Here is a 14,831-nt window from a genome sequence, read left to right as displayed (position 1 = left end):
CCTTGGGCCTGAATCACTGGAAGTGCTCAACCATCCATTCCGCTCCCCTCGTTGGCGATCGCCCGACGCCGCTCCAACCGGCTCCGCCGACGACGCGGGCGGACGGATACCACCGGCCTGTCGATTCCCTCAGCGCGCGGATCAGTGGGCAACGGCTTCGGCTCTCAGCGACGGTTGAGCGTGCCGACGCTGCTCTCGTCCGTGACCAACGTGGGCATGACCGTGACGCCTGGAGCAGGCTCTACGGGCTCAGTGGAGTCGGCGCGGTCGACCGCCGCCAACCGGCTGATCTCCGCGGCGGGTCGAGGAGCCGCCCTCCGGGTCGCTGGGACGATACGCCCATGACACCCCGGACAGGCTCTCCCCAGAGTTCGGCATCGGCGCGACTCGTCCTGCTGACACTCGCGGCCGGGCAGTTCCTGATGGCGCTCGACAGCTCTGTCATGAACGTCTCGATCGCGACGGTGGCCGACGATGTGGGCACGACCGTGACCGGGATCCAGGGCGCGATCACGGCATACACGCTCGTGATGGCGATGTTCATGATCCCTGGCGGCAAGGTCGGCGCGCTCATCGGCCGCAAGCGCGCGTTCGGGATCGGCTGCGTCATCTACGGCTGTGGATCCCTGACGACAGCGCTCGCCCCGAACCTGCCCGTGCTCCTGCTCGGCTGGTCGTTCCTCGAGGGGATCGGGGCGGCGCTCATCCTGCCCGCGATCGTGGCGCTCGTCGCCGGCAACTTCGGGGCTGAACGCCGGCCCGCCGCCTACGGACTCGTCGCGGCCGCAGGAGCCGTAGCCATCGCGGTCGGACCGCTCATCGGGGGTATCGCGACGACGTACTTCTCCTGGCGCTGGGTGTTCGCCGGTGAGGTCGTCATCGTGCTCGGCATCCTGGTACTGACCCGCCGCATCGCCGACGCGCCGAGCGACGGGCGCCCGCGCATCGATCTCGTCGGCGCCGTGCTCTCCGCCCTCGGGCTCGGGATCTTCGTCTACGGCGTACTCCGCTCGGACGAATGGGGCTGGTTCCAGCCGAAGCCCGACGCACCCTCCTGGCTCGGGATCTCACTGGTCATCTGGCTGATGCTGGTGGGTCTGCTCCTGATCTGGCTCTTCCTCCGCTGGGAGGCCCGCCTCGTGGAGCAGCGCAAGGAACCACTCGTGGACCCGGCACTGCTGCAGAACAAGCAGCTCACCGGCGGCCTGACGATGTTCTTCTTCCAATACCTCGTGCAGATGGGCGTGTTCTTCGTCGTACCGCTCTACCTGTCGGTCGCACTCGGCCTGTCCGCGCTCAAGACCGGCGCACGCCTCCTGCCGCTCTCACTGACACTGCTGGCCGCCGCGATCCTGATCCCGCGTTTCTTCCCGGACGTCTCGCCACGGCGGGTGGTGCGGCTCGGGATCCTCTCGCTACTCGCGGGCGCGGTGGTCCTGATGGCCGCGCTCGACGCAGACGCGGGTGCGGAAATCGTCACCGTCCCCCTTCTGCTGATCGGGCTCGGCATGGGCGCGCTGGCGTCCCAGCTCGGGTCGGTCACCGTGTCCGCAGTGCCGGACAAGCAGAGCGCGGAGGTCGGCGGCATCCAGAACGCCGTCACCAACCTCGGCGCCTCGATCGGTACAGCACTCGCCGGGTCGATCCTGATCGCCGCGCTGACGGCTTCGTTTCTGACCACCATCGAGCAGAATCCGGCGGTCCCGGCCGAGGTCAAGAGTCAGGCGACCGTCCAACTCCAGAGCGGAGTGCCTTTTCTGTCGGACGCCCAGCTCAAGACCGCCCTCGACGAAGCGGGCACGAGCACGGAGGTGACCCAGGCCGCGCTCGACGCGAACGCCGCAGCGAGGCTCGACGGCCTGCGCGCCGCACTCGCCATCCTCGCCCTCGCCGCCCTCCTCGCCCTGTTCTTCACCCATCGGATCCCGACGACCCAGCCCCGCTCGACAAAGCCATAGCGGCGGACGGCCCTGTTCCACCAAACAGCGCCGCCTGCCGGTCTCCTGAACCAAGGCATTCAGCAGTAACTCCGCAGCCCCCCAGAAGCGGCTCGGCATCCTCGGCACACACCCGGTGATTGTCAGCAGCCGGAGGACATCGCCCGTGGCACAACACCGCGCGTCGCACGAAAACCGCGCGAGAAGCTTCTCACCCGTCTGCACGGTCTGATGTGCCGACAGCTGCCGGTCACAGCAGTCTAGGATTCATCACCACATACTGGGACATTGCCTTCCTCTGCCTGACACCGGCATGCCCATATCAGGACCGGAGGAGAAGGAATGTCACAGGGCGTCGGCAGGACACGCTGGAAGCGCTTCGCCATCATCCTTGTCCCGGGCATCGCGGCCGCCGCGACTCTTGGTGTCGCCATGGCGCAAGGAGCGCTGGCCGCGTCGTTCTTCATCTCCGGCCAGCGCTTCCAGGTCGGCGCCGACTCACTGACCGTACGGGGTCTGAGCATCTACGGCATGGTGGACGTGCCCCGTAAAGGCACCCCTGTTCCGGTCGTGGTCACCGGGCTGAGACATGCGAAGATCGACGGTCTGTGCCAGTCTGTTGCGGTCCCGATCCCGGTTCTCGGCACGTACACGCTGAGGCTCACTGGTGACCGGGGCCTGGCCGAGGCGAAGGACATGTTCATCGATGGGACCTCCTTGGCAGCGAGTCAGGCGGCCCTCGACGATCTCGACATCGGTGTCGCGGCCGGCTCGCTCACCAAGGGCAAGGTCAACCCCGATGACAGGGACTCGCGGTTCTTCGATCCCAACGGCTTCGCACAGCAAGCGGCATCGGCCACTCTCACCGACGTGCGTGTCACCGCAGTCGCCGTCTCGGCCGCCACTCTCAATGTCCCTGGTCTCAATCTGCGTCTCTTGAAGGGTCGCGAAGAGTGCTTCTGACCGCGTGACCCGGGCTCGCCTGCCCTGCCTCCCGCCCGCTTCCACAGGGAAGACGCACGTGATCCACAACCCTTTCAGCAGACGCCCAGGACTGCGCGTCGCGATCACCGACGCCCGACGGAGATTCAGGGCATGGCGTGGTGAACGCCCCTTCTGGGCCGGGCTGTTCACCCTCGCGGCCGGAGTTCCCGTCATCTACTTCCCCTACGTGAGCCTCAGTCTGGGCGGCATCCCTCTCGCGCTGTCCACCACCGCCGGCGCAGGATCGCTGATCATCGGGATCCTGCTCGTCATCCTCGGCATCACCCTCTGGTTCCACCAGCAAGTGCGTGTATTCGCCGGGATCGCTGCCATGCTGCTCGCCCTCGCCTCCCTCCCCATGGTCAACTTCGGGGGGATGTTTCTCGGTCTGCTCTGCGGCCTCGTCGGCGGCTCCCTCGCCTGTGCCTGGGCCCCGCCGGACACCGCGGATCCTCGGTCCGCGGCACACCGCGCCTCCGCGGCCGTCCCGGTGAGCGAGGACCAGGGTGAGAGGTGACGACCTGAGCGGCGTACTCGACCGCTTGCGGTGGTCACTCGCCAGGACGCTGGCCCTGACGGCGCTGCCGATGGCACTCGTCGGTGCGCCGGCGGCTTCGACCACGCTCCTCTCTTCCAGCGGCATCCTCACATTCGACGCTGTCGGCACCGATGCCCCGCGCGACCGGCCTTCTGCCCCGCTCGGCAACGGCCCCTTGGTTCTGCGGGCAGACAGACTCGTCCTTCACGGGAGCGTTTTCCACGGCCTGGTAACCGTGCAGACCCCGGCAGGACCCGAGCGGGTTCTGAAGTTCACCGCACGGTTGATGGAGATCACCGACCTCGACCTGACGATCGGCGGCGGGGTGCGCCTGCGGGCCAGGCCCGCGACGACATCCACGATCAGGGGCAAGGACGTGGTGACGCTCTACACCGAGAGGCTGTCCGGCTCGCTCACCAGCCTGGGCGACGCCCCACTCCCGGCGGTCCGCAGCGTCACGATCACCCCCGACGCCCTCCCGCAGTGGCTTTCTCACCCGGGGGCGCCCATGCGGACCGTCGCGTTCGAAGACGTGACCGTTTCGCAGGCCGGCCAGTTCGGCGGCGATCTGACCATCTCCGGGCCGGACCTCCGCGCCACGGACCGGTGAACACCGCACACCGGCGCGTGCAACTGCGAGGTCCCGTATTGGACATGAAGCGCCCGTGGGCGGCGACGACGAGCCGGCATGTGGGTTTCGAGTCCAGGTTGGAGCGGGACCGCAGTCAGCCTTTGGCCCAGGCTTCCTCTTCCTCCCGTGCGGCGTCATAGGCGCGTCGGGCGGCGGCGACCTGTGGCAGGTGCGCCTCGGACCAGCCCACGAGGGTGTCGAAGACCGGTACCAGGGTGCGGCCCAGGTCACTGATCTCGTACTCCACCCGGGGCGGGATCTCCGCGTGGTAGGTGCGCACGATCATGCCGTCACGCTCCAGCTGACGCACGCGCTGGGTGAGGACCTTGGGAGTGATGCTCGGCACGAGCCGCTGCAGTTCATTGAAACGCAGCCGCCCATGGTGTTCGAGCACCCACAGGATCGGGGTGGTCCAGCGGCTGAACACCAGGTCAACCACCGGATTGATCGGGCATGCCTGCTCCACCGGCTCGGCCATGACGTTCTCCTTACCGCCCCGGGCCCGCGAAGCTGCGGGCACTATCTCTGAGGTAACCACTATATCGAGGAAAGTAGCCTGGTGGTGTTGCTGAAAGACAGCAGCCCGGCACTCCCGCCGAACCGGACCAAGCCCCGATTGGGGCACGGTCTCCTACGCGAAGAAGGCACCACCATGACGTTCCCGGCACTCCCCACGCGTGAGGGCGACCGGCCCGAGACCGGGCCGGAGGTCCCTCACCTGCAGTACACCCAGATCAGCCCGCCGCAGATCAAGGAAGAACTGCGGCACTGGATGGCCACCGCACTGCCCGGCATCGTCCCGGGCCACAGCGAGATATCCGTCCCCAGCACCTGGGCGGTGTTCCTCAGCGACGTCGCCCCGGCCGAGGGCGCCCGGCTGTTCCTGCCCCGGGGGAACGCGGAGTTCGCGCACCTGCACGCCGACGGCAGCCTCCACCTGGCGCTGGACCCGGCCGACCACCCCGCGTTCCTGGCCTCCGGGTGGGGCGAGAAGCACCCTCTGTACGAGCGCGGCGTCAACGTCGTCATGTTCTACGCCCCCCGCGACCAGGCCGAGCTCGAGGTGGCCAAGAAGGTCATCGCCGCCTGCTACCAGTACGCAACCGGCCGCGCTCCGATCGTCACGACCGCTGCGGCCTGACCGTGACACCTGCCTGACTGACTGACTGGCGGCGCGCTGAAGGCGCCGCCACCCCAACCCGATGACCACCCAGGCCGCCTGACAACAGCAGCGCGGCCGGCGCTCATCGACGCACGCCATGTGAAGTGACACCTGCCCGACAGGCAGGCAGCCGGCCTGCCGCAACCCTGCGGAGGAATCCCATGCCCAAGATCAGTACAGGGCGAGCCCTCCTGACCCTGACCTCGCTCGCCACGATGAGCCTCGCGTACGTGGCGGACTGGAACGAAACGCACATCTACAACCCCGACTGGACGTCGCACGCGAAGTTCCACAACGCCCAGACCATGAGCGTCGGCGCTGCGCTCGGCCTGGTGGGTCTGTACGCCCTGTGGATGCGCCGCGGCGCCTGGTCGCACTCCCGGCTTCAACTCGCCACCGGCGCCGCATCGTTGTACTGGATCACCCAGCTGTCGGCGATCTTCTACCCCGGCACGGCGCTCGTCGACCCGCCGAGGACCTTCGCCCCTCAGCCCGCACTCGCCGCGGCGATATTGGCCCTCAACGCGCTCGCGTATGTCGTCGAGAGCCGACGGATCGGGCGCAGCACCAGGCAGAGGCGCATGAAACCCGCTGACCTCAGCGCCGTCGGCAGCAGCAGTCCCTGACGATGCGAGCGCCGCGATGCCCACGCCTGCGGCGTGGAACGAGGCCGCGCCCACCCCTCAAGTAGATGCTCGCGGCCAACACCGTCTCATCAGGCGTGTTCCGGGTCCGGCCGCCCTGCGGTCGCACCCGGTCCTCCCGAACTCTCGGGAGGCGGCTTGCTGAAGAAGGTGACCGGACGCTGCTGCCGCTCTCCGTCGACGACGATGTCGACGGACTCGTTGTAGAAGGCCACCCGGTCCTTGATGATCCACACGGAAGGCAGAGGATCGGAATAGCTCCAGGCGATGTCGGGCCGCACGTCGGCGTCGCCCGCCCACGACCAGTAGTCGGTCGCCACACCCTTGTACGGGCAGCGGGTTCGCGCACTGGTTGGGGTGAAAAGATCGAGGCGGACGTCCTCCCGCGGAATGTAGTAGCGGACCGGCAGGTGCGTCTCGAACAGCAGAACCGGCGTACGCGTATCCGCGACGACGGTGCCCTCGATCTCGACCTGGACGTGCCGGGTGCTGGGCAGCGCGTCCACCCGCTTGTACGGGTCACGCGGGTGCACGAAGATCTCCTCGTCCTCTTCGTACCAGTGGTCGAGCACCTCGTGCCCGAACCATTCGAAGCTGATGTAATCGGCCAGCTCCTCGCTGGGATAGGTCCAGGCCGCCGCCTGGACGGTCCGTTCGGCGAGCGCAAGGTCGTAGAAGACCGTCGCTCCCCCGTGACGCCGCGGGTTGGCGGGCCGCTCGGTCCTTCGCAGCAGATCCATTCGGACGTCTGCGGCCGGGAAGGCGTACAGGGGTACGGGACGACCGGGCTCCCACACAAGAACGGGCCGGCGGCTGTCCACGACCGTGACCTCGCCCTTCGTCGCACGCACCCACCGCTCACTCGGCTCCCAGGTCACGCTGTCGATCGAATCGGGCCGACGGCGTTCGACCGGCACGCCTTCCGGGCCTCCATGGGGAGTGGTCATCGGTCTCCTCCTCGCTCCGGCAGGTGCCTCTGGAAGCCAGTGCCCCCGATGCCGCGGTGCCGCACCGGCATCCATGTCCACGCTGCTCCGGATCAGAGCTCCCCGCAAACGCCGCATTCCGCGGAACTGCGGCAGCCAGTCGCCCGTCCAGGCCCCCCGCGACCTGCGGCACGACCGCGCCCCCCGGCGGCAGCCAAGCCCCGGGCGCGCCGTCCGGTACCAGGACGCGCGGCGGGTGCAAGGGCGCGGTCGGCGCATTGTTCGGGGAATGTACGGGCGGCGGCGCGCCCGCCGGGAGGGCGACTTGATGTGGTTAGCATCGATGAGGTTGCCGCACGTGAGAGGCAGTGATGACGGAGTCCAGGGGCCTCGTGCTGATCGTCGAGGACGAGCGCCACATCGCCGATGTGGAAAGGCTCTACTTGGCGCGCGAGGGCTTCGGTGTCCACGTCGAGACCGATGGGATTGCCGGGCTCGCGGCCGCGAGACGGATGCACCCGGTGGCGATCGTGCTGGACATCGGTCTGCCGGGCCTGGATGGCATCGCCTTCTGCCGTGCCCTGCGTGACGTCGGCGACTGGACGCCGGTGCTGCTGGTCACCGCGCGCGGTGAGGAGGCCGACCGGATCCTCGGGCTCGAGTTGGGCGCGGACGACTACCTGACCAAGCCGTTCTCGCCGCGCGAGCTGGTCGCCCGGGTCAAGACCGTGCTGCGCCGGGCGGCCGGGCCGCCGGGGCAGCCGACCGAGAGCGTCGGCCGGCTCAGCGTGGACCCGATCGGCCGCACTGTGCGCTGCGACGGCGAGCTGGTCGAGCTCACCGCCACCGAGTTCAACTTGCTCGCGTACCTGCTCCAGCACGTGGGGCAGGTCTTCACCCGTGACCAGCTGCTCGCGCGGGTCTGGGGGTACCCGGGCTACCGCGACACTCGGATGGTCGACGTCTTCATCTCACAACTGCGCGCCAAGCTCGGCGAGGCGAGCCCGATCCGTACGGTGCGCGGCGTCGGCTACAGCGCGACGGCCTCCAGCAGGTGAACCGCCCCCGCTCCCGTCGTGGCTCGCTCGCACGCAACATCGTGGTGCTGACCACCGTGGTGGCAGCACTCGCAGTGGCGCTGACCGGGCTCATCGCCTGGCAGACCGCCGAGCACGGCGCGGAGCGTCGCGAGCGCGACCAACTGACGCGCCAGGCAACGGTGCTGAGCCGCCTGCCCGCCTTGTCCGAAGCCCTTTTTACCGGCGCCCAGGTACTGGCCGGGCCGAACAGCGTGCAGCTCGCCGTCATCGCCCCGGACGGAACGGTGAGCGGAACCGCTACCCCAGCCGTCGACATGGCTTCGAAATCGGACCTGCTGGCGGGAGAGCCGGTCTCCACCGACAGCGTCCTGGGCGGCCAGGACGTGCTGCTGGTGGGGCAGCCCGGCGCGCGCGGCGGCGCGATCGTGCTGACCGAGCCGTACACGGTCGTCACCCAGAACACGAACCAGATCCGCCGCAACGTGATCGCGCCGCTGATCGTCGGCATGCTCGGCGCGGCACTGGCCGGAGCACTCCTGGCCCGCCGCATCGCCCGCCCGCTCGCGACGGCCGCGCAGATCGCGCACCGGCTCGCCGACGGCGAACGCGGCGTACCGGCCCCGGTCGACGGCCCACGGGAGACCGCGGACATCGGGCGCGCCCTCAACGTCCTGGACGAAGCGCTGGCGCACAGCGAGAACCGGCAGCGGGAGTTCCTGCTCTCCGTCTCCCACGACTTGCGCACCCCGCTGACCGCACTGCAGGGATACGCCGAGGCACTTGCCGACGGCCTGGTCGAGCCGGACCAACTGCCCGAGGTCGGCGGCATCCTGGCCGACGAGACCCGCCGCCTGGACCGCTTCCTGGAGGACCTGCTGGACCTGGCCCGGCTGGAGGCGGACGACTTCCGCCTCGACACGGCCCCGACCGACATCTCCGCACTCGTCGCCGAGGCCGCTGCCTTCTGGGCTGGCCCCTGCGCACGCCACGGCGTCGACCTACGGCTCGAGCAGTCCGGGCAGCCGGTCGTCGACACGGACGCCTTCCGGGTTCGCCAGCTGATCGACGGCCTGGTGCAGAATGCCCTACGGGTCACGCCCGAGGGCGCACCCCTGGTCCTCGCCGTCCACGCGGCTGCGGGCGGCGCGGCTGAACTGCAGGTCCGCGACGGTGGACCCGGCCTGAGCGACGACGACGTCCGCATTGCCTTCGACAGCGGCGCCCTCCACGAGCGCTACCGGGGCACCCGCCCGGTCGGCAGCGGCCTGGGCCTGGCCATCGCCCACCGCCTGACCGGCCGCCTCGGTGGCGCCATCGGTGTCGAAGGGCGCGGCCCGGAAGGCGGCGCCTGCTTCACCGTCACCCTCCCGCCGTCACCCGACGGCGCTTGAGGACTCGCGAGCCCTCGTCCCGGCGGGCGCGCAGCCGCCCGTACATTCCCCGAACATTGCGCCAAAGGCCCCCTTACACGCGCCGCGCACAGTGAGGCCCCATGAAAACTGAATCGGCCGAGGGGCCTGGACTGCTCCACCGGAGCGGGCGCTGGTGTGCCCGGCACGCCTGGCGGGTGATCGCCCTGTGGGTGCTGCTCCTTGTCGGCCTCGGGCCGGCCAACCACAAGTGGGGCGGCACCTTCGCGGACAGCTTCACCCTGCCCGGCACCAGTGCCCAGACCGGTGCCGACCTGCTCAAGGCCCACACAAGCAGTTCCGGGGGCACATCCGCCCCGATCGTGATCAAGTCCGACCAGGGTTCGGTCGCCAGTCACCGGGCCGCGATCGACGCGGCCGTCAATAACCTGGATCAGCTGCCGAACGTCCTCTCGGTGGCCGACCCGCTCACCACGCCTGGGGCGGTCTCCGCGAACGGCGACATCGCCCAGATGACCGTCCGCTTCAGCAGCAACCCGGCGAGTTTCGACCGCTCCTATCTCGCCCAGGTCGACACCGCCGTCGAGCCACTGCGCACCGACCACGTCACCGTCGAATACGGGGACCCGCTCGGGCAGCTGGCCGCGCCCAAATCGGCCGACCGCGCCTCGGAGGCCATCGGTCTGGCTGTCGCCGTACTCGTGCTGCTGATCGGCTTCGGCAGCGTCGCCGCCACCGGACTGCCGCTGCTGACGGCCGTGCTCGGCCTGACCGTCGGCCTGGGCGGCCTCGGCCTGCTCGCCTCACACTTCAGCTTCGCGCAGGCGTCCCCGACCCTGGCCGCGATGATGGGCCTCGGTGTCGGCATCGACTACGCGCTCTTCCTGGCCACCCGCTACCGAGCCCTGCTGCACTCCGGGATGGAACCCGCTGAGGCGGTCGGACGCACCGTTGCCACCAGCGGCCGTGCCGTGCTGGTCGCCGCCGCCACGGTCGCCATGGCGCTGGGCGGGCTCTGCGTCTCCGGCATGAGCTTCATCGGCACCCTCGGCGTCGCGGCCGGGCTCAGTGTCGTCGTGGCCGCTGCCGCGTCCGTGACACTGACACCCGCGCTGCTGGGTCTGCTCGGCCGCCGCATCGACCGCCTGCACGTGCGCACGCCGGTCGCCGAACCCACCGGCGAGTCGGACGTGTGGCACCGCTGGGCCGTCAAGGTCAGCCGACGCCCCTGGCTCTTCCTGGTCAGCGGCCTGCTCCTGCTCGGCACACTCTCCATTCCGGTCGCGTCCATGCAGCTCGGCCACGTCGACGCCGGAGCACAGTCCACCGGCCGGACCGACCGCCGTGCCTACGACCTGATCACCGTGGGATTCGGCCCCGGCGCCAACGGCCCCCTCACCGTCGTCACCCACCTTGACAGTCGGCAGGTCGCCAGCCGGACCGAGCGCCAGGACCTCGCCACCTCGCTCCGGCACACGCTGGCCGCCGTGCCCGGCGTCGCCTCCGTGACACCCCCGGTCGTCAGCCCCGACCACGACCTGCTCATCACCACCGTCACCCCCACCACCGGCCCGCAGGACCGGGCCACCACCGACCTGATCCACACATTGCAGAACGACACGGTGCCGCAAGCGCTGTCCGGCACCGGTGCCACCGGCTACGTCACCGGCACCACCGCCGCCACCCAGACCTTCACCGACACCCTCGTCGCCAAACTGCCCCTGATCATCGGTGTGGTCGTCGCCGCCGCGTTCCTGCTGCTGCTGACCGTCTTCCGCAGCCTGCTGATCGCACTCAAGGCCGCCGTGCTCAATCTGTTCTCCATCGCCGCCTCCTACGGCGTGGTCGTCGCGGTCTTCCAATGGGGCTGGGGCGGCGCGCTGTTCGGCGTCACCGAGAAGGTCCCCGTCGAGTCCTATGTGCCAATGATGATGTTCGCCATCGTCTTCGGGCTCTCCATGGACTACGAGGTCTTCCTGCTCTCCCGGATCCGCGAGACCTGGCTGCACCGAAAGGACAACCACCTGGCCGTCGCCACCGGCCTCGCCGCCACGGCCCGCGTCATCACCTGCGCAGCACTGATCATGACCAGCGTCTTCCTGGCGTTCCTGCTCTCCACGAACGTCGCCGTCAAAATGCTCGCCCTCGGCCTCGGCGTCAGCGTCATCATCGACGCCACCGTGGTCCGCCTGATCTTGGTGCCCGCGTCCATGTACCTCTTCGGGCGCGCCAACTGGTGGCTACCCGGCTGGCTGGACCGGGTCCTTCCGCATCTCGACCCGGAAGGCCCCGCCGCCGCGCCCACCTCCCTGCCCGCACCCGCCCCTGTGCCCGCAGGAGGAGACCAGCGATGAAGCACCGCCTGACGAAGACCCGGGCAGCCATGCGCCGCCACCTCGTCCTCACGGTCACGACCGCCGTGGTCCTGGTAGCCGCCGTCGCCACGGGCGCGGCCGAGATCACAGCCCGCAACATGATCCAGAATCGCATCGCCGAAGCAGCACCCTCCCTCGGCGACAACGTGGCGGTCAGCGTGGCCGGCGACTGGGTCCTGTGGGACCTGGCACACAAGAACATCCCCAGACTCGACATCAGCAGCGACGACGCCCACCTCGGACCCCTCTCCCAGGTCTCCGTCCACGCACAGCTCGACGACGTCCGCCTCGGCGGCACGGCCACCGTCGGCAGCACCCACGCCCAGGTGATCGCCTGGACGCAGTCCCTCGCCGCCGCGATCCAGACCGCCGCCCCGTCCGTACCGGTCGCATCGGTCACCACCGACCCGGCGAAAGGAACCATCCTCGCCGCCGTCGGCCCGGGCGGCGCCGGACAGCTGACGCTGCATCCCGTACTCAAGGACGGGAAGGTCACCCTCGCCGTCGACGGGCTCACCGTGTTCGGCCGCTCCGTCCCCACCAGCCGGCTCGGGATGGGCAACCGCAGCCCTGGATCGGCGCCGGGCGCGCAGAAGGACTACCCGCTCGGACTCAAAGCCACGTCCGTGCACGTCCGGCCGGACGGCCTGCACATCGCCCTGGCGGGCGGCCCCAGCACCCTGGCCGGCGCCTGATGACCGCGCACTTCGAGCACATCACCGCAGTTCAGCGCACCCTTCCCCGTGGTTTCAGGGCCACCGGGGGCAGCTCGGGAGCAGGCAGCCGGCCGCCGTCGTAGCCCTTCACCTCGCCGAAGCGGGAGCCGGTCATCCAGTCCGCCCGCGCCTGCGCGATCTCCTCGTTCGTGCGCCCGATGAAGTTCCACCACATGACGATCTCCTCCTCGAAGGGCTCGCCGCCCAGGAGCATCAGGCCCGCGTCGGATTCGGCGCGCAAGGGGAGTTCGGTGCGGCCGCAGCCGAGGTAGAGCATCGAACCGGGCAGTACGGGCACGCCGTCGACATGTGTCTCGCCGGACATGCAGAGCACGGCGTACTCGAAGTCGGGGTCCAGCGGCAGGCTCGTCGCGGCGCCCCGGGAGAGCGCCAGATCGGCGCCGACGAGCGGGGTGTAGGTGGTGCCGGGCGAGAGGGCGCCGTCGAGCTGACCGAGGATGACGGTGGCGGTCAGGCCTGGCCCGCTGACGGTCGGCAGGTCCGCGTGGTGCTGGAACTGCGGCTCGACGTTCCGTTCGGCGTCGGGGAGCGCGACCCAGAGCTGGGCTCCGTGCAGGAAGCGGGCATGCGGCTCGGGGCTCTCCTCGGAGTGACTGATCGCCCGGCCGGAGGTCATCAGGCCGAGTTCGCGCGGTCGGATCGTCGCCAGGCTGCCGGTGCTGTCGCGGTGCAGCACCTCGCCCTCGTGGAGCCAGCTCACGGTCTGGAGTCCCATGTGCGGGTGGGGCGGGACCTGCATGCCGGGTTCGTCGGCGATGTCGTCGGGACCGTAGTGGTCGACGAAGGCCCATGCTCCCACCATGCGGCGGCCGAGGTTGGGCAGCAGCCTGCGGACCTCGGTGGATTCGCCGAGCTGGACATGGCGCGGGCTGAGGAGTTCGCGGACGGGTTCGGCGACGACGAAGCCACGACCGCCGCAGACGGAGAGGGCGGCCTGACGATCGAGATTGCTCATGGCGCTCAACCTATTCCTGTACGGACGCGAGCCGTCAGCCCCCACGCCCAAATGATAGTGGAATGTTCAACCATCTCTCTGTGTTGAGCACCGTGCAAGCAGCAGACCGGGGCTCCGAGGAGGAGAGCACGTGAACGAGACGTACTACGAGTTCGGCACCCCCGCGGAGCGGTGGGATCGCGCGCAGCTGTTCTTCGACGCCAAGGAGTACGTCACCGCGGCCCGCATTCTCGCAGGTCTGGTCGACGAGGCGCCGGAGCAGATCGCGCCGCGTCTGCTGCTCGCCCGCGCCTACTACCACTCGGCACGGCTGCGCTTGGCGGAGGCCGAACTGCGTGCCGTTCTGGAGCTCAGCCCGGTGGAGCACTACGCGCGGCTGATGCTCGGCCGCACACTGGAGCGCCAGGGGCGCCCTCGGGACGCCGCGCCGCATCTGCGGATGGCCGCGGCGATGTCCGGCGAGCTTTGGCCGGAGGCGGTCGACCGGTAGGGCGGTCGACCGCCGGCGCGGTGGCCGGGGCCGTCCGGCTGCCGGTCCGTCCTCAGTCGCCGGACGCCGCGGTCACGCCAGCAGCCAGGCGATGAGCGACAGCGACCCCATCGACAGCAGCGTGGACAGCAGGACGGTGTCCCTGGCCAGATCCGTGTTCAGCCGGTACTCGGAAGCGAAGATGAAGGCGTTCTGCGCCGTCGGCAGACCGGCACAGAGCACCACGGCGAACAGCTCGTGCCCGTCGAGACCGAAGCCCCAGCGCGCGAGCGCATAGGCGAGCAGCGGCTGGACGGCGATCTTGAGCGCGACCAGCACGCGCCGTTCGGTGCGGCCCATGGCGTCGGGCCGCTGCACCCGCGCGTTCAGCGACATCCCGAGGGCGAACAGCGCGGCGGGCACGGCCGCGCCGCCCAGCATCTGGACCGGAGCGGTCAGTTCGGCGGGCAGCCGCCAGCCCGCCGCGGCGACCGTCACCCCGGCGGCCGACGCCGCGATGATGGGATTCCGCAGGGGCAGCTTCAGGATCCGGCCCCAGCGGTCGCGCGCTCCGCGCCGTACATCCAGATCGATGAGCACCAGGATCACCGGCGTGATGAACAGCGTCTGGAACAGCGCCGCCGCGATCACGAACGATGCGTCGTCCAGGACGTGTACGGCGATGGGGATGCCCAGATTGGCGGAGTTGACATAGGCCCCGGCCATCGCGCCTATGGCTCGGTCGGCCTGGCGGCGGCGGAACACCCACCGGCCAAGCAGCAGGCCCACCCCGAACACGATGACGAGGCTGGCCGCGAACACCGCCACGCCTGGGCCGGCCAGCTCGGACACCCGTGACCTGGACAGCGTCAGAAACAGCAACGCCGGCATGGCGAACGCGAAGGCGAACCGCCCCAGCACGGTCTGCGCCTGAGCGCCGAGCACATTGAACCGGCCCGCCGCCCAACCGACGGCGGTGATCGCCCAGATGGGCAGGAAGCCGGAGAGCATGGTCACCCGGCCAGCATGCATGACCGCGATCATCACACCTCGGCCGCCCCCG

Annotated in this window: 15 protein-coding genes; 11 read left to right on the top strand and 4 right to left on the bottom strand. The window is 69.7% G+C overall.

The window, feature by feature from the left end; translation table 11 throughout:
• Positions 1 to 341 precede the first annotated feature (341 nt).
• From ACFYXH_RS23085 to ACFYXH_RS23070, 4 genes are all read left to right on the top strand, one after another.
• Entirely contained in the window at positions 342 to 1,958 is a 1,617-nt protein-coding gene (locus tag ACFYXH_RS23085; protein ID WP_389565974.1) for an MFS transporter, read from the top strand.
• Positions 1,959 to 2,279: 321 nt separating this feature from the next.
• Positions 2,280 to 2,900, top strand: coding sequence for a DUF6230 family protein (locus ACFYXH_RS23080; RefSeq protein ID WP_389565972.1), 621 nt, complete (start codon positions 2,280 to 2,282; stop codon positions 2,898 to 2,900).
• A gap of 58 nt (positions 2,901 to 2,958) precedes the next feature.
• Positions 2,959 to 3,438, top strand: coding sequence for a DUF6114 domain-containing protein (locus tag ACFYXH_RS23075; RefSeq protein WP_389565970.1), 480 nt, complete (start codon positions 2,959 to 2,961; stop codon positions 3,436 to 3,438).
• The gene (locus tag ACFYXH_RS23070) at positions 3,428 to 4,069 is read left to right on the top strand and encodes a hypothetical protein (protein ID WP_389565967.1); all 642 of its coding nucleotides are present in this window, start codon (positions 3,428 to 3,430) and stop codon (positions 4,067 to 4,069) included. The genes ACFYXH_RS23075 and ACFYXH_RS23070 overlap by 11 nt, the downstream gene beginning before the upstream one ends.
• Positions 4,070 to 4,184: 115 nt before the next feature.
• Here ACFYXH_RS23070 and ACFYXH_RS23065 read toward each other — a convergent pair whose 3' ends face one another.
• Entirely contained in the window at positions 4,185 to 4,568 is a 384-nt protein-coding gene (locus ACFYXH_RS23065; protein WP_389565964.1) for a winged helix-turn-helix transcriptional regulator, read from the bottom strand.
• A gap of 174 nt (positions 4,569 to 4,742) precedes the next feature.
• Between ACFYXH_RS23065 and ACFYXH_RS23060 the strand changes: the two genes are divergently transcribed.
• Positions 4,743 to 5,231 (top strand): luciferase family protein, encoded by a 489-nt coding sequence (locus tag ACFYXH_RS23060; protein ID WP_389565961.1) that lies wholly within the window; start codon positions 4,743 to 4,745, stop codon positions 5,229 to 5,231.
• A gap of 182 nt (positions 5,232 to 5,413) precedes the next feature.
• The gene (locus tag ACFYXH_RS23055) at positions 5,414 to 5,878 is read left to right on the top strand and encodes a DUF6640 family protein (protein ID WP_389565959.1); all 465 of its coding nucleotides are present in this window, start codon (positions 5,414 to 5,416) and stop codon (positions 5,876 to 5,878) included.
• An 89-nt stretch (positions 5,879 to 5,967) separates the two neighbouring features.
• Here ACFYXH_RS23055 and ACFYXH_RS23050 read toward each other — a convergent pair whose 3' ends face one another.
• Positions 5,968 to 6,843 carry a DUF427 domain-containing protein gene (locus ACFYXH_RS23050; protein WP_389565956.1) on the bottom strand — a complete coding sequence of 292 codons (876 nt, stop codon included), beginning with the start codon at positions 6,841 to 6,843 and terminating at the stop codon, positions 5,968 to 5,970.
• 350 nt (positions 6,844 to 7,193) lie between these two features.
• On the opposite strand from ACFYXH_RS23050, the gene ACFYXH_RS23045 reads away from it, so the two are divergent.
• The 4 genes from ACFYXH_RS23045 to ACFYXH_RS23030 all read left to right on the top strand — a co-directional run bounded on the left by ACFYXH_RS23045 (position 7,194) and on the right by ACFYXH_RS23030 (position 12,302).
• A complete protein-coding gene (locus ACFYXH_RS23045; RefSeq protein WP_389565953.1) occupies positions 7,194 to 7,880 on the top strand; it encodes a response regulator transcription factor in 687 nt (228 codons plus the stop codon).
• The gene (locus ACFYXH_RS23040) at positions 7,877 to 9,253 is read left to right on the top strand and encodes a histidine kinase dimerization/phospho-acceptor domain-containing protein (protein ID WP_389565951.1); all 1,377 of its coding nucleotides are present in this window, start codon (positions 7,877 to 7,879) and stop codon (positions 9,251 to 9,253) included. The genes ACFYXH_RS23045 and ACFYXH_RS23040 overlap by 4 nt, the downstream gene beginning before the upstream one ends.
• Before the next feature lie 101 nt (positions 9,254 to 9,354).
• Positions 9,355 to 11,586, top strand: a complete 2,232-nt coding sequence (locus ACFYXH_RS23035; protein ID WP_389565948.1) for an MMPL family transporter — start codon at positions 9,355 to 9,357, stop codon at positions 11,584 to 11,586.
• Positions 11,583 to 12,302, top strand: coding sequence for a DUF2993 domain-containing protein (locus ACFYXH_RS23030; protein ID WP_389565945.1), 720 nt, complete (start codon positions 11,583 to 11,585; stop codon positions 12,300 to 12,302). Before ACFYXH_RS23035 ends, ACFYXH_RS23030 begins: the two co-directional genes overlap by 4 nt.
• A gap of 31 nt (positions 12,303 to 12,333) precedes the next feature.
• Here the strand turns inward: ACFYXH_RS23030 and ACFYXH_RS23025 are convergent, their stop codons facing one another.
• Positions 12,334 to 13,299, bottom strand: a complete 966-nt coding sequence (locus tag ACFYXH_RS23025) for a pirin family protein (protein ID WP_389565942.1) — start codon at positions 13,297 to 13,299, stop codon at positions 12,334 to 12,336.
• A 130-nt stretch (positions 13,300 to 13,429) separates the two neighbouring features.
• Here ACFYXH_RS23025 and ACFYXH_RS23020 point away from each other — a divergent pair, with 130 nt between their 5' ends.
• Complete coding sequence (locus ACFYXH_RS23020) at positions 13,430 to 13,789, top strand: tetratricopeptide repeat protein (protein WP_389565940.1); 360 nt, start codon at positions 13,430 to 13,432, stop codon at positions 13,787 to 13,789.
• Between the two features lie 72 nt (positions 13,790 to 13,861).
• Here ACFYXH_RS23020 and ACFYXH_RS23015 read toward each other — a convergent pair whose 3' ends face one another.
• Positions 13,862 to 14,779: an AEC family transporter gene (locus ACFYXH_RS23015; protein WP_389566779.1), complete on the bottom strand. Its 918-nt coding sequence runs from the start codon at positions 14,777 to 14,779 to the stop codon at positions 13,862 to 13,864.
• Positions 14,780 to 14,831: the final 52 nt, after the last annotated feature.

Source organism: Streptomyces sp. NPDC002730 (genome assembly GCF_042888805.1).
Taxonomy (GTDB): domain Bacteria; phylum Actinomycetota; class Actinomycetes; order Streptomycetales; family Streptomycetaceae; genus Streptomyces.
Note: the sequence above shows the minus strand (reverse complement) of the source record. Positions and strands in the feature narration are given on the sequence as shown.